Source organism: Algiphilus aromaticivorans DG1253 (genome assembly GCF_000733765.1).
Lineage (GTDB): Bacteria > Pseudomonadota > Gammaproteobacteria > Nevskiales > Nevskiaceae > Algiphilus > Algiphilus aromaticivorans.
The window spans coordinates 505,934-526,250 of record NZ_JPOG01000001.1 but is presented as its reverse complement, the minus strand read 5'-3'; the positions used below and the strand labels follow the sequence as shown (position 1 = coordinate 526,250).

Annotated in this window: 22 protein-coding genes; 16 read left to right on the top strand and 6 right to left on the bottom strand. The window is 67.7% G+C overall.

Annotation, left to right across the window (positions count from 1 at the left end):
• Window positions 1–67 precede the first annotated feature (67 nt).
• The 4 genes from U743_RS02510 to U743_RS02495 form a co-directional block, all read right to left on the bottom strand.
• Entirely contained in the window at window positions 68–802 is a 735-nt protein-coding gene (locus U743_RS02510) for a fimbrial biogenesis chaperone (protein ID WP_043765275.1), read from the bottom strand.
• Window positions 802–1,287: a Csu type fimbrial protein gene (locus U743_RS02505; protein WP_043765273.1), complete on the bottom strand. Its 486-nt coding sequence runs from the start codon at window positions 1,285–1,287 to the stop codon at window positions 802–804. The genes U743_RS02510 and U743_RS02505 overlap by 1 nt, the downstream gene beginning before the upstream one ends.
• 218 nt (window positions 1,288–1,505) lie before the next feature.
• Window positions 1,506–2,273 carry an ABC transporter permease gene (locus tag U743_RS02500; RefSeq protein WP_043765271.1) on the bottom strand — a complete coding sequence of 256 codons (768 nt, stop codon included), beginning with the start codon at window positions 2,271–2,273 and terminating at the stop codon, window positions 1,506–1,508.
• On the bottom strand, window positions 2,263–3,186 hold the full coding sequence (locus U743_RS02495) for an ABC transporter ATP-binding protein (RefSeq protein ID WP_043765269.1): 924 nt from the start codon (window positions 3,184–3,186) through the stop codon (window positions 2,263–2,265). The genes U743_RS02500 and U743_RS02495 overlap by 11 nt, the downstream gene beginning before the upstream one ends.
• Window positions 3,187–3,289: 103 nt before the next feature.
• On the opposite strand from U743_RS02495, the gene U743_RS02490 reads away from it, so the two are divergent.
• The 6 genes from U743_RS02490 to lptB all read left to right on the top strand — a co-directional run bounded on the left by U743_RS02490 (window position 3,290) and on the right by lptB (window position 8,465).
• Window positions 3,290–4,732: a cryptochrome/photolyase family protein gene (locus U743_RS02490; protein ID WP_043765268.1), complete on the top strand. Its 1,443-nt coding sequence runs from the start codon at window positions 3,290–3,292 to the stop codon at window positions 4,730–4,732.
• 432 nt (window positions 4,733–5,164) lie between these two features.
• On the top strand, window positions 5,165–6,136 hold the full coding sequence (locus tag U743_RS02485) for a KpsF/GutQ family sugar-phosphate isomerase (protein ID WP_043765265.1): 972 nt from the start codon (window positions 5,165–5,167) through the stop codon (window positions 6,134–6,136).
• Complete coding sequence (locus U743_RS02480; RefSeq protein WP_043765264.1) at window positions 6,133–6,645, top strand: KdsC family phosphatase; 513 nt, start codon at window positions 6,133–6,135, stop codon at window positions 6,643–6,645. Before U743_RS02485 ends, U743_RS02480 begins: the two co-directional genes overlap by 4 nt.
• Entirely contained in the window at window positions 6,642–7,205 is a 564-nt protein-coding gene (gene lptC, locus U743_RS02475) for an LPS export ABC transporter periplasmic protein LptC (RefSeq protein ID WP_043765262.1), read from the top strand. The genes U743_RS02480 and lptC overlap by 4 nt, the downstream gene beginning before the upstream one ends.
• Window positions 7,192–7,707, top strand: coding sequence for a lipopolysaccharide transport periplasmic protein LptA (lptA, locus tag U743_RS02470; protein WP_084191300.1), 516 nt, complete (start codon window positions 7,192–7,194; stop codon window positions 7,705–7,707). The genes lptC and lptA overlap by 14 nt, the downstream gene beginning before the upstream one ends.
• Window positions 7,704–8,465, top strand: a complete 762-nt coding sequence (lptB, locus tag U743_RS02465) for an LPS export ABC transporter ATP-binding protein (protein WP_052367446.1) — start codon at window positions 7,704–7,706, stop codon at window positions 8,463–8,465. The genes lptA and lptB overlap by 4 nt, the downstream gene beginning before the upstream one ends.
• A 17-nt stretch (window positions 8,466–8,482) precedes the next feature.
• Here the strand turns inward: lptB and U743_RS02460 are convergent, their stop codons facing one another.
• Window positions 8,483–8,938, bottom strand: coding sequence for a winged helix-turn-helix transcriptional regulator (locus U743_RS02460; protein ID WP_043765257.1), 456 nt, complete (start codon window positions 8,936–8,938; stop codon window positions 8,483–8,485).
• Window positions 8,939–9,031: 93 nt separating this feature from the next.
• Between U743_RS02460 and U743_RS02455 the strand changes: the two genes are divergently transcribed.
• A complete protein-coding gene (locus U743_RS02455; protein ID WP_052367445.1) occupies window positions 9,032–9,859 on the top strand; it encodes an enoyl-CoA hydratase/isomerase family protein in 828 nt (275 codons plus the stop codon).
• Window positions 9,860–9,900: 41 nt separating this feature from the next.
• Here U743_RS02455 and U743_RS02450 read toward each other — a convergent pair whose 3' ends face one another.
• Window positions 9,901–12,009 (bottom strand): bifunctional metallophosphatase/5'-nucleotidase, encoded by a 2,109-nt coding sequence (locus U743_RS02450; protein WP_043765255.1) that lies wholly within the window; start codon window positions 12,007–12,009, stop codon window positions 9,901–9,903.
• A gap of 243 nt (window positions 12,010–12,252) precedes the next feature.
• Here U743_RS02450 and U743_RS02445 point away from each other — a divergent pair, with 243 nt between their 5' ends.
• From U743_RS02445 to ptsP, 9 genes are all read left to right on the top strand, one after another.
• Window positions 12,253–13,011: a class II aldolase/adducin family protein gene (locus U743_RS02445; RefSeq protein WP_043765253.1), complete on the top strand. Its 759-nt coding sequence runs from the start codon at window positions 12,253–12,255 to the stop codon at window positions 13,009–13,011.
• Between the two features lie 120 nt (window positions 13,012–13,131).
• Window positions 13,132–14,574 carry an RNA polymerase factor sigma-54 gene (locus tag U743_RS02440; protein ID WP_043765251.1) on the top strand — a complete coding sequence of 481 codons (1,443 nt, stop codon included), beginning with the start codon at window positions 13,132–13,134 and terminating at the stop codon, window positions 14,572–14,574.
• A gap of 31 nt (window positions 14,575–14,605) precedes the next feature.
• The gene (gene hpf, locus U743_RS02435; protein WP_043765249.1) at window positions 14,606–14,941 is read left to right on the top strand and encodes a ribosome hibernation-promoting factor, HPF/YfiA family; all 336 of its coding nucleotides are present in this window, start codon (window positions 14,606–14,608) and stop codon (window positions 14,939–14,941) included.
• A 61-nt stretch (window positions 14,942–15,002) separates the two neighbouring features.
• On the top strand, window positions 15,003–15,446 hold the full coding sequence (gene ptsN / locus U743_RS02430) for a PTS IIA-like nitrogen regulatory protein PtsN (RefSeq protein ID WP_043765247.1): 444 nt from the start codon (window positions 15,003–15,005) through the stop codon (window positions 15,444–15,446).
• 3 nt (window positions 15,447–15,449) lie between these two features.
• Entirely contained in the window at window positions 15,450–16,397 is a 948-nt protein-coding gene (locus tag U743_RS19420; RefSeq protein ID WP_232226699.1) for a hypothetical protein, read from the top strand.
• A gap of 10 nt (window positions 16,398–16,407) precedes the next feature.
• Window positions 16,408–17,265 (top strand): RNase adapter RapZ, encoded by an 858-nt coding sequence (rapZ, locus tag U743_RS02420; RefSeq protein WP_043765245.1) that lies wholly within the window; start codon window positions 16,408–16,410, stop codon window positions 17,263–17,265.
• Window positions 17,262–17,678: a PTS sugar transporter subunit IIA gene (locus tag U743_RS02415; protein ID WP_043765244.1), complete on the top strand. Its 417-nt coding sequence runs from the start codon at window positions 17,262–17,264 to the stop codon at window positions 17,676–17,678. The genes rapZ and U743_RS02415 overlap by 4 nt, the downstream gene beginning before the upstream one ends.
• On the top strand, window positions 17,671–17,940 hold the full coding sequence (locus U743_RS02410) for an HPr family phosphocarrier protein (RefSeq protein WP_043765242.1): 270 nt from the start codon (window positions 17,671–17,673) through the stop codon (window positions 17,938–17,940). Before U743_RS02415 ends, U743_RS02410 begins: the two co-directional genes overlap by 8 nt.
• A gap of 61 nt (window positions 17,941–18,001) precedes the next feature.
• Window positions 18,002–19,744: a phosphoenolpyruvate--protein phosphotransferase gene (gene ptsP, locus U743_RS02405; RefSeq protein WP_043765240.1), complete on the top strand. Its 1,743-nt coding sequence runs from the start codon at window positions 18,002–18,004 to the stop codon at window positions 19,742–19,744.
• Window positions 19,745–20,317: the final 573 nt, after the last annotated feature.

Below are 20,317 nucleotides of genomic sequence, written 5' to 3'. Positions count from 1 at the left end.
CGACTGGCTCACCATCGTCTCCGTGCCCCGGCATCATCCCAGATCGGGGCGATTGATCAGAGTTTCCCTAGGGCCGAACCAGAGTAGTGGCGTGCTCACGGACGCCGTCCTCGAACTGGGCGACGACGCGATAGGCGCCTGGCTTCAATGGCGCGTTCGGCTCCAGTTGCCACGACTGTCGCGCACCGGCAAGCACGTAGCGAAAGCCCTCGGCCCGCGCCACGACCACGTCACTGTCGGCGGCCAGCAATCGCACTTCGGCCGCGCGCGCGTGGCGCGTGCCCCGATTGATCAGTGTCAGAGTCACCGCCCCGTCCGCGCCCCGCGCCACCTGCCACTGCAGGGCCGGCTGCGCGTCGCGCGCCGCCACGAAGACGGGAATGCCCAGGCGCACCGCCACCCGCAGCGCGCCGCCACCGGCCGGCGCAGCCGGCGGCACTTCCCGAAAGAACACGCGGAAAGCCTGCTCGGCGTCGCCGACCGGTCCGGCGCTCATCGGACGCCCGATGCGCACAGTCTGACTGGCGCCCGGCTCCAGGAAGAAGAGGGGCGGACTGGCCAACAGCGCACGCGTCGGCGCATATTCTTCACCGCCATGCGGCTGCGCCCAGGCCATGACTTCGACTTCGATGGTCTTGCGCATCTCGCCTTCGTTGCGAAGCATGACTGCCGCACCACGCTGCTCCGGCGTGAGATCGACGCGCAGCGGGTGCAGGGCAAGCCCACCGGCGGCGCCGGCTGGGCCGGCAACGGCGAGCGCGAGCAGCAGCGACAGCCTCAGCCGCCCGCCGCCGCTGGCCATCAGAAGGTCACGGTGACAGTGATGGTATCGGCGTAGCTGCCCACCGGTACGTTCTGGGCTGCGGGTATCCGACCATAGATCGTGGTCGGCACCGAAAGGCCGGTGCCTACGCCCGCGACCGTGTCGGTATCCACCGTGTTGCCCCAATTGGTCGTATGGGCGAGATCCTGCGAGAGAAGGTAGTCGAGCCTGTCGGTATCGCCCGAGATCTGCATCTCGCGCGATGTAACAGCGCCGCCGTGCAGCCCGGCATTCAGACCGATGTCATACGGGGCCAACAGCGAACAGGTGACGCTCACCGTCGTCGTCGCATCCGTAGGCAGCGCAGCCAGCGGATCGTAGTTGCCGAAATTCAGGTCGCTGGCCGTGACCGTGCAGGCACTGACCACCGTGGCAGTCACTTCAAAGGTATCCGTTTCGGTCGCGGCCCATGCGACCGAGCCGGCGAATAGCAGGGCACCGCTGCCAATGAGTAGACGTTTCATAGCGCACCTCCTGCGTGGCGTTGCCGGCTTGGATCAGTCCAACCCGAGGCGCCAGATTCGAGCCCCCATCGGGCCAGGATTCGACGCTAACCACCCTCAAGCGCGCCGCGTACGCGTTCCGGACCGGCGGTATCGTCTAAGCGCACGAACGTGACGGGTGCGTCAGTGCTCGCCTGGGCATTACCACGGCGAATCGCCGGCCGCCGGCGTCTCGGTGGCTAGCTGCGCAGGCGATAGCCGCTTGCTAGCCAGACCATGGCCGCACTGCTGGTAGCGGCGAAAAAGCCAAGACTCCAGCCCAGGCTGCGCCAGATCGAAACATCCGCGGTACCGAAGAAACCGTAGCGGAAGCCGTCGATCATGTAGAAGAAGGGATTGAAGAGACTGACCTGAAACCAGAGATCCGGCAGGCCGTGCACCGAATAGAAAACGCCGGACAGGAAAGTCAGCGGCATGATCAGGAAGTTCTGGAAGGCCGCTATGTGATCGAACTTGGTAGCGATCACGCCGGCGATGATGCCCAGCGAGCCCATGCTGCCGGCCGCCAGCAGCATGATGGCGAGCAGCGCGAAGGGATGCGCCACGGGCAGCTGCACGAAGGGCCAGGTAACGACGAAGATGGCCAGCGCCACCAGCGTCGAGCGCAGAAGCGCCGCACTGATATAGCCGATGAAGAGATCGCGCGCCGACAGCGGCGCCATCAGCAGGAAGACGATGTTGCCCATGATCTTGCTCTGCGCCAGCGACGATGAGGTGTTGGCGAAGGCATTCTGCAGCACCTGCATCATCATCAGCCCCGGCACCAGGAACTGCGTGTAGGCCACGCCCGGATAGCCGGAGTCGCGTCCTTCCAGCACATGCGAGAAAACGAGCAGGAACAGCAGTGCCGTGATCACCGGCGCCGTCACGGTCTGGCCGAGCACGCTCCAGAAGCGGCGCACTTCCTTGGCGACGATGGCGCGCAGACTCATGAGGTCAGGCGACATCGACGGCCTCCTCGGTCAACTCGACGAAGACGTCCTCGAGGCTCGGCTCGCGCGTGGCGATGTCCTCGATGCGGCAGCCGGCCTCGCGCAGCTCCTCCAGCACGCGGCCCAGCGGCTGCGTAGTGCGGTCCAGCTTCAGCTCCCACTCGTTGTCGCCGCAGGCCTCGGCCTGGCTGTGGAAACGCTCGGGCAGCGGCGCGCCGGACAGGCTGACGCGCAGGAAGCGGAAGGGGTGACGCGAAAGCAGCTCGCGCGTCGTGGATACGACCTTGACCCGGCCGTGATCGACGATGGCCACGCGCGAGCAGAGGTCCTCGGCTTCCTCCAGATAGTGCGTCGTCAGCACGATGGTGTGGCCGGCGGCGTGCAGCTCGCGCGCGAAGGTCCAGAGCGTGCGGCGCAGCTCGACATCGACTCCGGCGGTGGGCTCGTCGAGAACGACCACCGGCGGCCGATGCACCAGCGCCTGCGCGATGAGCACGCGCCGCTTCATGCCACCGGAAAGCCCGCGCATGGTGGCGTGGCGCTTGTCGGTCAGCTCCAGCCGCTCCAGCAGCTCGTCGATCCAGGGCCAGGCCTCGCGGCCGCAACCATAGTAGCCGGCCTGCAGACGCAGCGTGTCGATGACCTTGAAGAAGGGGTCGAAGACCAGCTCCTGCGGAACCACGCCCAGGCTGCGCCGCGCGCTGCGGAAATCGCGCACCGTGTCCTGGCCCAGCACCGAGACGCTGCCGCCGGTGGCGTGCACCAGCCCTGCGATGATGCCGATCAATGTCGACTTGCCGGCGCCGTTGGGGCCGAGCAGCCCGAAGAACTCGCCGCGCTGGACCTGCAGGTCGACGTTGTCCAGCGCGGTCAGGCTGCCGAAGCGCTTCGACACGCCGCGCACATCGATGGCCGGCGTTTCGATCATGCGCGGCGCCGCCTTCGACGAGCGTTGGTACGGCGCGACCGTCGCGTCTTCAGGAGAACTAGCATGCACAAATTGTAAACCGTCGCGCCCCGAGGCCCCCGCGATGTCCACCGCCCTGCTGCTCTTCCGGCGCGATCTCCGCCTTGCCGATAACCCTGCCCTGCAGGCGGCGCTGGACAGCGCCGATGCCGTGCTTCCGGTCTATATCCACGATCCCGAAGTCGACTGGAAGCCCGGTGCTGCCTCCAACTGGTGGCTGCACCACAGCCTGCTGGCGCTGGACGCGACCCTGCGCGAGCGGGGGTCGGCGCTGATCGTGCGCGCCGGCAACACACATTCCGAGCTGCGCGCGCTCATCGACGCCACCAGCGCCGATGCCGTGCACTGGAACCGCTGCTACGAGCCAGCCGCCATCGCCCGCGATAAAACGCTCAAGGCGGCGCTGCGCGAAGCCGGTGCGCGCGTCGAAAGCCACAACAGCGCGCTGATGATGGAGCCCTGGATGCTGGCCACCGGCAACGGCGACCCCTACCGCGTTTTCTCGCCCTTCGCCCGACGCTTCAATGCGCACTGGCAACCGTCGCGCATGACCGAGACACCCACGACGATTCCGTGGCCGAGCGAAGCCGGACACCAGCGACAGGGAGAAAGCGCCATTGCCGCGCTCGAACTGCTGCCGCGCATCGGCTGGGACGCCGGCTTCTACGAGTGCTGGCGACCCGGCGTGGACGGCGCGCATGCGCGTCTGGACAGCTTCATGGCCGGAACCGCCGGCGACTACAAACGCCTGCGCGAACTGCCCGGCATCGACGGCACCTCGGCACTGTCGCCACACCTGCATTTCGGCGAACTGTCACCGCGCCAGTGCTGGGCCGCCGCCGAGACCGCCAAGGCGCAGGGCGCCAGCGAAGGCATCGACCATTTCCAGCGCGAGCTGATCTGGCGCGAATTCGCCTATCACCTGATCTATCATTTCCCCCACACCACCGACACACCGCTCAACCCCCGCTTCGCGGATTTTCCATGGCGCGTCCCGGCCGACTACGCCGAGGACCTGAAGGCCTGGCAGGCGGGCAATACCGGTGTGCCCATCGTCGATGCCGGCATGCGCCAGCTCTGGCATACCGGCTGGATGCACAACCGGGTGCGCATGATCGTCGGCTCCTTCCTGACCAAGAATCTGCTGATCCCCTGGCAGGAAGGCGCGCGCTGGTTCTGGGACACGCTGGTCGATGCCGATCTCGCCTCCAACACCCTGGGCTGGCAGTGGGCTGCCGGCAGCGGCGCCGACGCCGCGCCCTACTTCCGCATCTTCAATCCGGTCCTGCAGGCACAGAAGTTCGACACCGAGGGCACTTACGTGCGCCGCTGGGTGCCGGAACTGAGCAGGCTGTCCGACACGGCCCTGCACGCACCCTGGGAAGCCAAGCCCGAAGTGCTTGCCCAGGCCGGCGTGCAAATCGGCCGCGACTACCCCGAAGCCATCGTCGATCTCAAGGCCTCGCGCGCCCGGGCGCTGGAAGCTTACGAGCGGATCAAGGCTTGAAGAACGCGGGAAGATACAACTCCCACGAATAACCACCGAGGGACTCTTCTGCCACGGGGAGCTCGTCAGCGATGTCGCGAAGCGGCGCGCCCGGGCGATCCGTGCCCTTTGAGGGTGGCCGAGGCGGGCGTCGCGCGCAGGGGTCGCTCGGCATGGATGCCGAGCGGGCACGATGGCTTTGGGTACTTTGGCCGTAACCAAAGGAACCCGCGCCGGTCGCGTGGCACCATTCGTTAGCGCAAAGGTTACGAGGCGCGGAACCCCCGAGCGGGAACAATCCAATCGACTATCGACATCTGGTTCACCGAGCCAGGAAAGAAGCAGCGCCCACCTGTAAAGGCTGAGGCTCCCCTACAGCCCTCTCAAGCGAAGCGGCCCGGCACCTACGGTTACACTGCGCGCTGCGGTCCACCACCGCTTGAACGCCTTTCAATGGATAAAGACGCCCTCAAATCGCTCGGAAGCCGGGTCATCGAGATCGAGCGCGACGCGCTGGACGCGTTGCGCGCGCGCATCGATGACAGTTTCTCCCGCGCTTGCGAGATCCTGCTCGGCTGTCGCGGTCGCGTTGTAGTCACCGGCATGGGCAAATCCGGACATATCGGCAGCAAGATCGCGGCGACGCTGGCCTCCACCGGCACGCCCGCCTTCTTCGTGCATCCCGGCGAAGCAAGCCACGGCGACCTCGGCATGATTACCCGCGACGACGTCGTGCTGGCCATCTCAAGTTCCGGCGAGACCAGCGAGGTCGTCACCATCCTGCCGCTGATCAAGCGCCAGGGCGTGCCGCTGATCAGCATGACCGGCAAGGCTGAATCGACCATGGCGAAGATGGCCGACGTGCATCTCGATATCTCGGTGGCGCAGGAGGCCTGCCCGCTGAACCTGGCGCCCACGGCCAGCACCACCGTGACATTGGTGCTGGGTGACGCGCTGGCCGTGGCGCTGCTGGAGGCGCGCGGCTTCTCGCAGGAGGATTTTGCGCGCAGCCACCCCGGCGGCGCGCTCGGGCGCCGGCTGTTGCTCAAGGTCTCGGATCTGATGCATACCGGCGAGGAAGTGCCACGCGTGGCCAGCAGCACGCCGCTGGCCGATGCTCTGCTGGAAATCACGCGCAAGCGCATGGGCATGACCATCGTCACCGACGAATCCGGCGCGACCCTCGGCATATTCACCGACGGCGACCTGCGCCGCGTGCTCGAAAGCGACGCCGATATCCATCGCGTACCGATCGGCGAGGTCATGACCGGCGGCGGTCGTCGCATCGGCAGCGACGCGCTGGCGGCCGAAGCCGTGCATCGCATGGAAGAACACGCCATCACCAGCCTGCTCGTCACCGACGAAGCCGAGCGGGTCATCGGCGTCGTGCATCTGCACGACCTGCTGCGCGCGGGCGCGGCATGAGCGCGACCGTGCCCACCATCGCCGAGCGCGCCGCACGCGTGCGCTGCCTGTTCCTGGACATCGACGGTGTACTCACCGACTGCCGGCTGTGGCTGGCGCCGGACGGCACCGAGCTGAAGACCGTGCACGTGCGCGACGGCCTCGGCATCAAGTTGCTGCTCGAGGCCGGCATCGAGGTAGCGATCATCTCGGGCCGCCCGTCCGACGCCATGCACCATCGCTTCAGCAAGCTCGGCGTGCGACATATCGTGCTCGACACCCCCGACAAGCTGCCCGCCTACGAGCGCATCCGCGACGCGCTGGGTCTCGACGACACGGCCTGCGCGGCCATGGGCGACGACACCCCCGACCTGCCGCTGATGCAGCGCACCGGCCTGGCGCTGACCGTGGCCGACGCGCATCCGCGCGCCCGCGCCGCCGCGCACTGGGCCAGCCAGCACGCCGGCGGCTTCGGCGCCGTCCGCGAGGCCGCCGACCTCCTCCTGGGCGCGCAGGGGCTGGCCAAGTGAAGCGCGGACGCCGCGAATGGCTGCTGGCCCTGCTGCTGGGCGGCGCGGTCGTCGTATGGCTCGGCAGCCTCATCGGCCAGGGCGAGCAGCAACGCAGCGAGACCATCACCACGGCCGATCCGGCGCGCTACGAGGTTCTGGGCGCCGACTGGACGCGCACGGATGCCGAGGGCGCACCAAGCTTCCGCGTACGCGCCGAACGCCTGACCATGCACGCCAGCGAGCGCGTCGCCATCGAGGCGCCGCGCGTGCGCGGCCTGGGCGAGAACGACAGCTGGTCGCTGTCCGCCCCCATCGGCGAGGTCCCCGCGGATAGCCGCACCTTGCGGCTGAGCGACGGCGTCCGCATCGAGGGCAGCTGGCCCGACGGGGCCGCACTCGAAGGCGAGACCCGGGAACTCATCGTGGCGCTGAAGGAGCGCGAGCTGCGCAGCGAGGAGGCCGTGACCCTGCGCGGCGACGGTCGGCGCATGCAGGGCATCGGCATGCTGGCCGACATCGACGGCGAACGCCTGCGGCTGCTCGACAGGGTAAGAGTGCAATACGATGATCCGCGCTAGGCGCCTGATGCTGCTGCTGGCGCTGACACTGCCGGCGCCGCCCATCGCCGCGCAGAGCCTGGAAGCGCTGCGCAGCGCACCGCTGGAAATTTCGGCGGACGAAGCCGAGATCACGCGCAACGGCGACATGCGCTACTCCGGCAACGTCGTCTTCACCAGCGCCACGCTGGAAGCACGCGGCGACACGCTGCAGCTGTCGCGCGACGGCGAAGGCCAGGTCCGCGTACGCATCAGCGGCGACCCAGCCGAACTCGAGCACCGCCCGGAGGGCAAGGACATGCAGCCGGTGGATGCGAGCGCGCAAAGCATCGATTTCGATCGCGCCACCGGCGTGGTGCAGCTGCGCGGGGCGGTCGCCGTCCAGCGCGCAGGGGACCGGATCAGTGGCGAGGAGCTGCGCTACGAGATCGTCGAGCAGCGCATCACCGCCAGCGGCGGCGATAGCGGCGGCCGCGTGCGCATCACCATCGACCCGGAGACCCTGGAGGGGTTCGAGCAGTGACCGAATCCCCTGCAAGCGCCCCGGCCAGCGGCCCCGGCGTATTCGCCGCCAACGGGCTGCACAAGCGCTTCAAGAAGACCACCGTCGTGCACGATGTCTCCATGGCCGTGCGTGCGGGCGAGGTCGTCGGCTTGCTCGGCCCCAACGGCGCCGGCAAGACCACATCCTTCTACATGATGGTCGGCCTCATCGCGGCCGACGGCGGCACGATCACCCTCGACGGGCACGACGTCACCAAGGTACCGATGCACGTGCGCGCCCGCCGCGGCGTCGGCTATCTGCCGCAGGAGGCCAGCGTCTTCCGCAAGCTGACGACCGCCGAGAACCTGCTCGCCATCCTGGAGACACGCAGCGATCTTTCCCGCGCCCAGCGCCGCGAGGAGATGGAGCGCCTGCTCGAGGAGTTCCACATCACGCGCGTGCGCGACAACCTCGGCATGGCACTGTCCGGCGGCGAACGGCGCCGCGTCGAGATCGCGCGCGCACTGGCCGCCAACCCGCGCTTCGTGCTGCTCGACGAGCCCTTCGCCGGCGTCGACCCCATCGCGGTCAAGGACATCCAGGCCATCGTCCAGCACCTGCGCGCGCGCGACATCGGCGTTCTGGTCACCGATCACAACGTGCGCGAGATGCTCGGCATCTGCTCGCGCGCCTATATCCTCGCCGAGGGCCGCGTCATCGCCGAGGGCACACCCGAGGCCATCGAACAGAACCAGCAGGTGCGCGAGGTCTACCTGGGTCACGACTTCCGGCGCTGACAGCGCGCGCTCCCCCGTCAACGCGCTTTGGCGTCCCGAAGCCGGTAGCGCACCTCGCGGGCTTGCAGCGGCTCGCCGCATTCGCTGCAGACCACTACCGGCTGCATTGGCGCCCCGCAGTTGCGGTGGGTCAACACCAACGGTGGCCCTTCCGCATCAGCCAGCCAGCGATCGCCCCAGGCCATCAGGCTGAGGCATACGCCGTAGAGATCGCGGCCCTGTTCGGTAAGGCGATAGATCCGTTTACGACCGTCCTCGGGGTCCGGGGCACGATGGAAGACCCCGGCCGCGGTCAGCTTGCGCAAACGCTGCGACAGTACGTTGGTGGCGATGCCGAGATTCGCCTGCAGCGCCTCGAAGCGCTTCACGCCGAAGAAGGCTTCGCGCAGGATCAGGAAACTCCAGCGGTCGCCGACGATGTCGAGGGTGCGCGCCACCGAATCCTCGGCGACGGAAGGTTGCTTGGTGGCCATGAGCCCAGCATGCCCATTTAACTTGCATTTAACAAGCGATACAGGCAGGCTTATTTCACTTGCATTTCGCAAGTCATTAATGGAGGAATGACCATGAGCGAACTCATCACCGAGCAACACGGCGACGCGCTTTGGCTGACGCTGAACCGTCCGCATAAACGCAACGCCCTGTCGATGGCGTTGTCCGAGGCGCTGATCGCCGCGCTGGAAGATGCCCGCGACCGCGAGGATCTGCATTACGTGGTGCTGCGCGGCGCCGGCGAGCATTTCTGCGCCGGCGACGACATCAGCGAAATGCCGCAGTGGGGCAACGCCAACCAGGTCATGCGGCGCGTGCGGCGCTATCAGCACATGACCAATGTGCTGCAGGAACTGGACAAGATCACCATCGCCGCGGTCGACGGCATGGCCGTCGGCGGCGGGCTGGAGCTGACCATGGCCAGCGACTTCGTCATCGCCACCGAGCGGGCGCGCTGGGGCATGCCGGAAGTGGACGTGGGTATCACGCCGGGCTGGGGCGGCACCACCCGCATGGCGCGGCTCATCGGCCGTCGTCTGACCAAGGAGGTCAACCTGATCGGTGCGCTGCACGGCGCCCGCCGCGCTGTCGAGGCCGGCCTATGGAACCGCACTGTGCCGACCGGCGAGCTGGACGATTCCGTCAACGCCCTGCTGGAGGTTATGCGCGCCAAGAATCACCAGGCCGTCCGCCAGCTGAAGTACATCATCGACCGCGGCGTCGAATGCGATCTTGAGACCGCCCAGGGCTTCGAGGCCCTGTCCGGCGCGCTGACCGCTGCCGTCAACGGCTGGTGGCAGGTGGCCGACGCCGACCAGGGTGCCGGTGTGGCCGGCTTCGTCGCCAAGAGTGCGCTCTGGCGGCAGCGCCGCGGGCTAGCGCAGCACTTCTGGGCGCAGTGAAAACCACGGTGCCCCGGCATAGCGCCGGGGCACCACCGGCTTCAGTTGCCGGCCAGGCCGTTGTCGCGCGCGCTCAGGTTCTGGATGCGCTCGTCCTGGGCCGGCGGCTGCTCGGCCGCGTCGAAGGCGCTGGCCGCATCGCCGTGGAAGTTGGCCAGATACTCGGCCAGCGCGTCCTGCTCGCCGCCAGAGGGCGAGAAATCGAAGGCACCGAGGTCGTAGTCGCCGGCGTCGAAGTCGGTGGCCAGATCGGCGCGCTGCGGATTGCTCAGCCCCTTGAAGGGATAGCCGTCGCCGCAGCTGTCGCTGACCGCGCCGCCGCTGTCCGGCACGCAGCCGACCAGGAAGTTCAGCACCGCCATGCGGAAACCGCGCGTGGCATCCCCCTGCAGTTGACCGTCAGCGACCACAATATCGGTGCTGCCATCAGGAAGCTCCACGACCAGGGTGCGGATGCGCTCACCGGTGGTGGCCGCGCCCTGGTTGTCGTCACCGCCGCTACGCGCAGTGGCGTCCGGGTCGAAGGCGAAGGCCATGCCGCCGATCTGCGGAAACTGGCCGGCGGTGGCGCCAGGTGCGAAAGCCGCCACAGCGTGCTCCATGACGTCCCACAGCTCAGCTGCGGTCAGCGTCACCATCGCCACGCCATTGTTGAAGGCCAGCGCGGTCTCGATGTCGAGCTGCGACACACCGCCCTCGGGTTTGCCGAAATCGTTGGCCGCCGGTGGCCCCAGCACGACATCGGCGGGGTCGTTGCTGCCCGCGGGCTGCTCGATGGTGCCTATGGCTGCGCGGATGCCCCCACCATTCTTCAGCGAGATCACGACGGCCTCGTCGGCACGGCGGGCGTACCAGAGGTTGGCGTCGGCGGTCAGATTGCCGAGATTGGTCTCCTCGGTGCGCACGCCGCCGCGGCGGCCTTCCAGGAAGACCTCGCTGATGCCCGCGGCGGCGCCGTCCTTGTCACCAAGCACGCCGCGCAGGACTTCGGCCACCGTGACCACGTCGGCAATAGGAGTGCCCTGCACACTGGCAACGAGGCTATCAGTGGCGGCCCAGGCACCATTGTCACCCGTGTCGAGACTGTCGGGGACGACAACGCCATCTTCGTCGAAGCCAACGATGAGTCGGCCGAGATACTTGAAGTCGCCGTCGACATTCACCAGCAGCACGGGTTCGCCGTCCGAGGATTGATAGCTCAGCGGATAATCATCCGCCGCGGTGTCACCGGGGCGCAGCATGTCATTGCTGTCGGCGAGCAGCGTATTGGAACCGCCCGCCACGATGATGTCGACACCCGCCAGGCGAGTGGCCAGCGCCTGCTCGATGGCGATCTGCTGCATGTGCGCGAGCAGGATGATCTTGTCGATGCCATCAGCGACCAGGGCGTCAACACTGGGCTGAATCGCCGCCGCCAGGGCATCGATCTCGGCCAGCGCTTCATTGACGCCGACCGGCAGCACAGCAATGTTTCCGGTGCTCGTGATTGAGGAAAGTGTCGGCGTCACGGCCGCAACGACTCCGACGCGCTCGCCGTCGACGTCGACCACGGCACTGGGCGCCAGCCGGCCGGACAGGTCACCAACATCCTGGCCACCCGATTCGGCCAGCGGCGCCGTGGCGTCATCGGCGCCGAAGTCCAGATTGGTCGACAGATAGGGGAAGGCCGCGCCGGGCCAGCTGTCCTCGGCGCTGATGATGCCGGCGAACTCGCCGGGGCCACCGTCGAGATCGTGGTTGCCCACCGCCGACGCCTGAACGCCGAGCGCGTTCAGGATGGCAATCTCACCGCGGCCGACATCCGGCACGCCGACAGCGTCGGCCAGGGCATCCTCGGCACTGGCCTGGTAAATCGGCCCGGGGATGTAGTTGTCACCCGAAGACAGCAGCAGGGTCGTCGCCGGACGCTGCGCGCGGAAAGCGTCGACCAGCGCCGAGAAGGCGTCGACGTTGCTCAGGGCCGCCGTACCGCCGCCGTCGACATCCGCGAAATGCAACAGCTGCAGTTCAAAGGCGATCTCGTCGCCGCCCGGGTTCTGCGGAGTCTGCGGATCGGGATCGACGCGCGAGGTCGTGCCGTCGCAAGCGGAGGAGAGAAGGCCGAGCCCGATCACGGGCATCAGCAGGGCGAAGCGATGACGGGTGCGCATGGCGGCTCAGGGCTCAATGAAATCAGCCGGCTACGCTAGGGTGTCAGCGTGACAACGCCGTTGCGGCTGCGTGGCAGAAGCGTGACCACGGCCGTCCCGGCGCCTGGCGAATCAGCCCGGGATCGTGATGCCCTGCCGAGACCATTGCCGCAGCCCCAGGCATCCTCAAGAAGCCATACGCGCTGCTTGCTCAAAGCGCAGCGCCGGCGTAGCTTGGGCGCACAACAACCGGGAGACAGATGCATGGCCGACGACGCCCAAACCGACAGCCCCGCTCTCGACGAGGCCGCCATTCGCCATGATCTGGCCGCGGCCTATCGTCTGGTCGCCCTTTTCGGCTGGGATGATCTGGTCTTCACGCATCTGACGGCCAAGGTTCCGGGGCCGGAGCATCACTTCCTGATCAATCCTTACGGCATGACCTTCGAGGAGATCACGGCCTCTTCGCTGGTCAAGATCGACGCCGAAGGCAACAAGGTCGAAGACAGCCCCTGGCCGGTGAACCCGGCGGGTTTCCTTATCCACAGCACGATTCATGGCGCGCGGGAAGACGCCGGCTGCGTCATGCACACGCATTCGCTCAACGGCGTCGCCGTCTCGGCGCAGAAGCAGGGGCTGCTGCCGCTGTCGCAGCAGTCGCTCTTCGTGCTGTCCAGCCTCGCCTATCACGACTACGAGGGCGTGGCGCTGGAGGAAGGCGAGCGCGCGCGCCTGATCGCCGACGTAGGTGATGCCAACTTCTTCATGCTACGCAACCACGGCCTGCTCACAATCGGCCCGACAGTGGCCGACGCCTTCCTGGCGATGTATCTCTTCGAGGCAGCCTGCACGGTGCAGATCCGCGCCCTTTCCGGTGGCGGCGAGACGATCCACATCCCGCAGGAAATCCTGGCCGGCGCTCAGCGCATGCAGCAGCAAGTCACCCATTCGCAAGGTGCGGCGCTGGTCTGGCCCGGCCTGCTGCGGCGGCTGGATCGCGAGAACCCCGGCTACGCCGACTGAAGCTTCGCCCGCGCGCCGACGCACGGCGGCCGCCGCCCGCGCAGCGTAGCCACGCTGCGAAACATCTGCGACTGTCGAGCGCTACAATCAGGGCATGCAAGTTTCGTGCAAGCCCTTGCGATGAAGCAGTCGCTCTCGCTCCGACTCGGCCAAAGCCTGGCCATGACTCCGGCCCTGCAGCAGGCGATCCGTCTGCTGCAGCTGTCCAGCCTTGAGTTGCAGACCGAGCTCAGCGAGATGCTCGACCAGAACTTCATGCTGGAGACGAGCGAGACCGAGGAGGATCGCGCTGGCAGCGACAGCGAAGTGCTGCTCACCCCCGCCGAGCGAGGCCCCGACGCCGAGCAGCCCGCCAGCGCCGAGGCCCCCGAGCTGGACGCACCGGTCAGCACGGCCGACGACTGGAACGTGGAGGACAGCGGCTGGCGCGACAGCAGCGGCGACACCGAGCGCTACGAGTACCAGCAGGCCAATCTGCACGAGGCAGGCGACCTGCACGAGCACCTCGCCTGGCAGGCCAATCTCTGCGCGCTGGACGAGCCGGCGCGCGAATGCCTCGCCCATCTCGTCGACGCCGTCAACGACGACGGCTATCTGGAGGACTGGGAGGGCATTTCCGACCGACTGCGCGCCAGCGGCGATGCGCTGGAGCGTGCGCTCACCACGCTGCAGAGCCTGGACCCCGCCGGCGTCGGCGCGCGCGATGTCGCCGAATGCCTGCTGCTGCAGCTGCGCAGCGCCGACAACGCGGCGGAAGACGCGGTGCTGGCCAGCGCCCGCAGCATCGTCAGCGAGCATCTGGACCTGCTCGCGCGTCATGAACACGCGCGCATCGCCAAGCTGCTGGGTAGTGACGAGGAAACGATCGCCGCGGCCATTGCCTGCATTCGCAGCCTGTCGCCCCACCCCGGCCGCGCCTATTCGGAGGGCGCGCCGGACTACGTCGTGCCCGACGTACTCGTCGCCAAGCGCAACGGCATCTGGCAGGTGCACCTGAACCCGGAAGCCGTACCGCGCGTGCGCATCAACCGCCAGTATGCCTCCCTGGTCCGACGCGCCGAGCGCAGCGACGAGCAGCAGACGCTACGGCGGCATCTGCAGGAAGCCAAGCAGCTCGTGTCGGCACTGCGCGCCCGCCACGACACGCTGTTGCGGGTCGCGCACGCCATCGTTGAACAGCAGACCGCTTTCATGGAACATGGCGTGGAGTACATGCAACCGCTGGTCCTCCGGGAAATCGCCGACAAGCTGGGCATCCACGAGTCGACGGTGTCGCGCGCCACGGCCAACAAGTACATGCTGACGCCACTGGGCGTCTTCGAGTTGAAGTATTTCTTTTCCAGTTCCATCCGAACCACCAAAGGAGGCTCCGCGTCCGCTACCGCCATCCAGGCCAAGCTCAAGCGCCTCATCCAGGCGGAGCCCGCCGGCAAGCCGCTTTCCGACGCCCGACTCGCTGCGCTGCTGCACGACGAAGGCATGGAAGTGGCCCGCCGCACCGTTGCGAAGTACCGCGAGGGTATGGGTATTCCGGCTGCACATGAGCGCCGCCGCTCGGCCTGAGATCGTTACCGCATCTGTTCGGGAGTACCGCATGAATCTTGATATCACCGGTCATCACATCGACCTCACCGACGCCCTGCGCGATTATGTCACCGAGAAGCTCCAGCGCGTGGAACGCCATTTCGATCACCTCATCGACGCCCATGTCATCCTGACGGTGGAGAAGCTCGAAAAGAAAGCCGAAGCAGTGCTTCGCGCCAGCGGCGCCGAGCTGCACGCCTCGGCCGTACACGAGGACATGTACGCGGCCATCGACCAGCTCGCCGACCGTCTCGACCGGCAGACCAAGAAACACAAGGAACAGATTCGCAATCACCATGCGCGCGAGGCCCAGAAAGCGGATCTCGCCGCCGCGCTCGACAAGTAGCTCCGACGAGGGGCCGGCGCTAGCCGGCTCCTCGTCCTCATCACAGGGAGGAAGACTTTTCATGAAGCTCGCCGAGGTACTCGACGCCAGCCGCGTCAGCATCGACCAGTCGCTATCCAGCAAGAAGCGTGCGCTGGAGGAGATCAGCAAGCTCCTCTCCGGACGCGACGGCCTGGCCGAGGCAGACATCTTCAATGCGCTCATGGCGCGCGAGAAGCTCGGCTCCACGGGACTGGGCCACGGCGTGGCCATCCCGCACGGCCGCATGAGCGAAACGCGCAGCACCACGGCAGCGCTCATCCGCCTCACCCACGGCGTCGACTACGACGCCCACGATGGCCAAGCCGTCGATCTCGTCTTCGGTCTCATCGTTCCGCAGAGCGCCACCGAAGACCACCTCAAGCTGCTCGCCGCAGTGGCCGAGAAGTTCTCCGAGGAGGACTTCTGCAAGCAGCTGCGCGCGGCGGAATCCCCGGAAGCCGCCGTCGAGCTGCTCACCGCCTGACCCGTGTCGGCGCAGACGCCGGCCGAAGCCAGTTACATCATCGACCGCGGGGCCGCGGCGGACACGCCCGCGGTCGACGCGCTGTGCGCGGCCGCGGACCTGCAACCGCGATGGCTGCGCGCGCCGGGCAGCTCCACTGTGGCCCGCGCCGGCTGGCTGCAGCCCGAGCATCCTCCCGATCTGGCCGTGGCTGGCAGCGCGGCAAGCGCGTGGCTTCGCCAGGCGCCCGATAACGCGCTGGCCACGGCGAAGGCAGGCGGCCTCCACACCCTGCTCGCCGGCCCCGAAGATGCCCCCGAGATCGATGCGCGCCTCGGCGAGCTGCCCATCGCGCTGGGTATCATCGACGCCGAACCGGCCGGAGCGGTCTTCGCGTTGCGCGAGGCGCTGAGCTCGCTGCAGGCACCCGTACAGACCGTCTACGCCGTGCTCGCGGAAGTTTTCGAGCTGGGCGTGCTGATCGTCGGACCAGCCGGTGTCGGCAAGAGCGAGCTGGCGCTGGAACTACTGGCGCGCGGCCATCATCTGGTCGCCGACGACGTCGTGGAGGTGCACCGCCTGCCCGGCGACCTGCTCGTCGGCAACGCCCCTTCGCTGCTGCAGGACTTCCTGGAAGTCCGCGGCCTGGGCGTACTCGATGTGGCCCGCATGTTCGGCCAGGAGGCACTGGTACCACGCCGCCGCGTCGACTTCATGATGGAGTTGCTGCCCGTGCGAGACGCCCCCACCGACTACCGCGCGCGCCTCGCCGGTCTGCGCGGTGAGGAGACGATTCTGGATCTGGCGCTGCCCACCATCTGCCTACCCATCCGGGTCGGGCATAATCTGGCGACATTGGTCGAGGCTGCCTGTCGCGACCAGTGGTTGCGCCTGCAGGGCTACCGCGCCGACGACGCCTTCGCGGAACGCCAGCAGCGCGCCATCGACGCACAGCCGGGCCAGCAGGACTAAGGGAGCGGGCATGGAACTGATCATCGTCAGCGGGCTCTCCGGCGCCGGGAAATCGGTAGCGCTGCGCCAGCTTGAGGACCTCGGTTTCTACTGCATCGACAACATGCCGCTGGAGCTGCTCGGTCCGCTCGCCAAGCGTGCCTGGCGCATCGCCGAGGGCCGCTTCTCGCGCATCGCGTTGGGCATCGACGCGCGCGAAAGCGATGAAGCCATCCGCGGCCTGCCCGACTACATGGAACGCCTGCGCAAGCGCGGACTGGACGCGCGCGTGCTCTTCCTGACCGCCGACAACGACATCCTGCTGCGGCGCTACGCCGAAACACGCCGCAAGCACCCATTATCGGGCTCCGACCGGCCGCTGGGCGAAGCCATCGCCGCCGAACGCCGCCTGCTCGAACCCATTGCCGGTTACGCCGACGAGGTCATCGACACCAGCCGCATGAATCTGCACGAGCTGCGCGAGCGCATCCAGCTCAGCGCGCGCAGCAATGAGGCGCCCATGCTGGTGGCGCTGGAATCCTTCGGCTACAAGAATGGCGTCCCCGAGGGGCTGGATTTCGTCTTCGACGTCCGCTGTCTGCCCAATCCGCACTGGGAGTCCAGCCTGCGCGCACATACCGGGCGCGACCAACCCGTCATCGACTGGCTCTGCGCACACGAGGACGTCACCGCCATGCTCGACGACATCGACACCTTCCTGCAGCGCTGGCTGCCCGCCTTCTCCGGGCAGGACCGCTCCTACGTCAGCATCGGCATCGGCTGCACCGGTGGCCAGCACCGCAGCGTCTACATCTCCGAAGTGCTGGCCGAGCGCCTGCGGCGCATCTATCCGGAGCTGCAACTGCGCCACCGGGAGCTGGCGGCATGAGTGCAGCCGCACCGGTGGGCGTGCTGCTGGTCACCCACGGCCGGTTGGGTCGCTTCTTCCTGGACACGCTGGGCGACATGCTGGGCGAGCTCAGCCTGCCCGTGGAGGTGCTGGAAGTCCGCCGCGTGCAGGACACCGAGCTGCTGACACGCGACGGCCAGCGCATGATCGAGCGCCTGGATGCCGGCAGCGGCGTGCTGGTAGTGACCGACGCCTTCGGCTCGACACCCAGCAATATCGCCGCCCACCTCTTCGAGCCCGGTCGCACCCGCGTGCTGGCCGGCCTCAACCTGCCCATGCTGGTACGCGTCTTCAACTATCCCAAGCTGCCACTCGACCAGCTGGCCGAGGCAGCCGTCGAGGGCGGCCGGCGCGGCATCGTTTTCTGTGCGGAGGATTCCTCGCGTGCCTGAGCAGACCGTTACCATCGTCAATCGCCTCGGCCTGCACGCCCGCGCTGCGGCCAAGCTGGTCACCGAAGCCAGTCGGCATGGCGCCGATGTCCGCGTGCGCAAGGACGGCCGCGAGGTCAGCGGCAAATCGATCATGGGCGTGATGATGCTGGCCGCCGCCAAGGGCAGCCAGATCACACTCATCGCCGAGGGCGACGATGCCGAGCACGCGCTGGCCTGTCTGGCCGACCTCGTCGCCGATCGCTTCGGGGAGGAATCATGAGCCCAGGCCCGTCGCCCATCGCAACGCATTCCAGGCACGCGTCCGCGTCCGTGGAGGCGACGTGAGTCTGTGGCTGCAGGGCATCGGGGTTGCGCGCGGCATTGCCATCGGCCGTGTCGCGAAGATCTCGGGCACGGATCTGGAGATCCGCGAGTACAACATCGAGGCCGACGAGATCGATGCCGAGATCGCGCGCTACCAGACCGCCCACGAGCGCGCCAAGGGCCAGCTGCGCGAGGTGCGCGCGCAGATCCCGGCCGGCACACCGCAGGACATCGCCGCCTTCATCGACACGCATCTTCTGATGCTCGACGACAGCTCGCTGAGCGAGGCGGTCATCGGCCGCATCAAGGACGAGCAGTGCAATGCCGAGGGCGCGCTGCGCCGCGCGCGAGACACGTTGATGGCGGTCTTCGAGCAGATGGACGACCCCTATCTGCGCACGCGCCAGAATGACGTCGAGCACGTCGTCGCGCGCGTGCTGCGCAATCTGCTGCAGTCCGAGCGCGCGCTGCACGAGCAGCCGGCCAGCGCCGAGGGCGAGGAAGCGCGCATCGTCGTCGCCGACGACGTCACCCCCGCCGACATCATCCTGCTCGCCCAGCAGAAGACCGCCGCCTTCGTGACCGAGTTCGGCGGCCCGCTGTCGCACACCGCCATTCTCGCGCGCAGCCTGCACCTGCCCGCGATCGTCGGCGTGCACAACGCGCGCCGGCTGCTGCGCGAAGGCGAGCAGATCGTCGTCGACGGTGCGGCCGGGCATCTCTACGCCAGCCCCGACGAAGCCGCGCTGACGCGCTTTCGCCATCGCATTGCGCGCGACCATCGCTACCAACGCCGACTGGAGCGGCTGAAGGACGAGCCGCCGGTATCGCGCGACGGCGTGCGCATCCGCATGCTTGCCAACATCGAGCTCTCTGAGGACGCCGCCGAGGCAGCGCGCGTCGGCGCCGACGGTGTCGGCCTCTACCGCACCGAGTTCCTCTTCATGAACCGGCGCGAGCTACCGACCGAGCAGGAGCAGTACGAAGCCTATTCACGCGTCGTCGAGGCCGTGACCGGCCCCATTACCATCCGCACCCTGGACCTCGGCGCCGACAAGCAGGTCGACTCCGGCGCCCGCGCCGGTCCGACGCCAAACAACCCTGCCCTCGGCCTGCGCGCCATCCGGCTGTGCCTGCGCGAACCGGAACTCTTCCGCACGCAGATTCGGGCGCTACTGCGCGCCTCCATGCACGGCCAGATGCAGATCATGCTGCCGATGATCTCCAACACTATCGAGCTGCGGCAGGCGCAGCGCATCATCGCCAGCTGCCGCACCGAGTTGCTCGCCGAGGGGGTGGCAGTGGCCGAGGACATCCCCATCGGCGTCATGATCGAGGTGCCGGCCGCCGCCATCTCGGCGCCCTGGCTGGCGCGCGCCTGCGACTTCTTCAGCATCGGCACCAACGACCTGATCCAGTACACCCTGGCCATCGACCGCGTCGATGACGAGGTCAACTATCTCTACGACCCGCTGCACCCGGCCGTACTCAGCCTGATCCGCCAGACCATCGCCGCCGGCGACGCCGCCGGCATCCCGGTGGCTATGTGCGGCGAGATGGCCGGCGAGGTCCGCTTCACGCGCCTGCTGCTCGGCCTCGGGCTGACCGAGTTCTCGATGCATCCTTCCAGCATGCTGGAGGTCAAGCGGCTGGTCATGGACGCCGACATCGGTGCGCTGCGCGAGCGGATGCAGCGGGCGTTGGATGCTACTGATCTGACGGAGCAGAAGAGTCGGTTGGCGGAGTTGGAGGCGCAGTAGCGGCTGCGTTCCTGGGACGTGGACAAGCGGGTCTCTTCGAACCCTTTCCGCCCAAGGTTCCGCGCCCTGATAGCGCCGCGCTGGCCAACAGACGCCGGGGATATTCCGAATCTCCTATCAGAGCAGCGTGCTCGCGGGTTCCGCGCTTCATAACGTCGGCGCTATCGAATGTCGCCACGCGACCGGCGCGGGTTCCTTTGGTTACGGCCAAAGGAACCAAAGCCATGGTGCCCGCCGGGTGGCCTGCCGCGGCTTCGCCGCGACAGGTTCCCGTCTCGGATGCCGTGCTCGGGGCACGGGCGAACAGGCCATCCATGGCCTGGTCGCCCTCGCTCGACTTCCTGTCTCGCGACCCCTGCGCGCGCCATTCGAGCCGGCCACCCTCAAAGGGCACATTTTGCTCTGGCTCGTCGCTTCGATGCCCCCTACACCAGCGCCGGAGCGTCGAGCGAGCGCAGGCGGCGGCCGGCCAGGGATGGCCGGCCGAGCATTGCGCGGCAAGGATGCCGCTCAATGCGACCCCGAGCACGCCCGGCGTGGAGGGAACCGGCCCGACAGGGCCGGCGCTGGTGT

What these genes read in the sequence shown, in the direction of transcription:
- ptsN (WP_043765247.1), top strand. Translation starts at nt 15,003, where the DNA reads ATGAAGCTCGCCGAGGTACTCGACGCCAGCCGCGTCAGCATCGACCAG.
- U743_RS02460 (WP_043765257.1), bottom strand. Translation starts at nt 8,938, where the DNA reads ATGGCCACCAAGCAACCTTCCGTCGCCGAGGATTCGGTGGCGCGCACC.
- U743_RS02455 (WP_052367445.1), top strand. Translation starts at nt 9,032, where the DNA reads ATGAGCGAACTCATCACCGAGCAACACGGCGACGCGCTTTGGCTGACG.
- U743_RS02450 (WP_043765255.1), bottom strand. Translation starts at nt 12,009, where the DNA reads ATGCGCACCCGTCATCGCTTCGCCCTGCTGATGCCCGTGATCGGGCTC.
- lptA (WP_084191300.1), top strand. Translation starts at nt 7,192, where the DNA reads ATGATCCGCGCTAGGCGCCTGATGCTGCTGCTGGCGCTGACACTGCCG.
- U743_RS02485 (WP_043765265.1), top strand. Translation starts at nt 5,165, where the DNA reads ATGGATAAAGACGCCCTCAAATCGCTCGGAAGCCGGGTCATCGAGATC.
- U743_RS02415 (WP_043765244.1), top strand. Translation starts at nt 17,262, where the DNA reads ATGAGTGCAGCCGCACCGGTGGGCGTGCTGCTGGTCACCCACGGCCGG.
- U743_RS02490 (WP_043765268.1), top strand. Translation starts at nt 3,290, where the DNA reads ATGTCCACCGCCCTGCTGCTCTTCCGGCGCGATCTCCGCCTTGCCGAT.
- rapZ (WP_043765245.1), top strand. Translation starts at nt 16,408, where the DNA reads ATGGAACTGATCATCGTCAGCGGGCTCTCCGGCGCCGGGAAATCGGTA.
- U743_RS02500 (WP_043765271.1), bottom strand. Translation starts at nt 2,273, where the DNA reads ATGTCGCCTGACCTCATGAGTCTGCGCGCCATCGTCGCCAAGGAAGTG.
- U743_RS02440 (WP_043765251.1), top strand. Translation starts at nt 13,132, where the DNA reads ATGAAGCAGTCGCTCTCGCTCCGACTCGGCCAAAGCCTGGCCATGACT.
- U743_RS02445 (WP_043765253.1), top strand. Translation starts at nt 12,253, where the DNA reads ATGGCCGACGACGCCCAAACCGACAGCCCCGCTCTCGACGAGGCCGCC.
- U743_RS02480 (WP_043765264.1), top strand. Translation starts at nt 6,133, where the DNA reads ATGAGCGCGACCGTGCCCACCATCGCCGAGCGCGCCGCACGCGTGCGC.
- U743_RS02505 (WP_043765273.1), bottom strand. Translation starts at nt 1,287, where the DNA reads ATGAAACGTCTACTCATTGGCAGCGGTGCCCTGCTATTCGCCGGCTCG.
- U743_RS02495 (WP_043765269.1), bottom strand. Translation starts at nt 3,186, where the DNA reads ATGATCGAAACGCCGGCCATCGATGTGCGCGGCGTGTCGAAGCGCTTC.
- U743_RS02510 (WP_043765275.1), bottom strand. Translation starts at nt 802, where the DNA reads ATGGCCAGCGGCGGCGGGCGGCTGAGGCTGTCGCTGCTGCTCGCGCTC.
- hpf (WP_043765249.1), top strand. Translation starts at nt 14,606, where the DNA reads ATGAATCTTGATATCACCGGTCATCACATCGACCTCACCGACGCCCTG.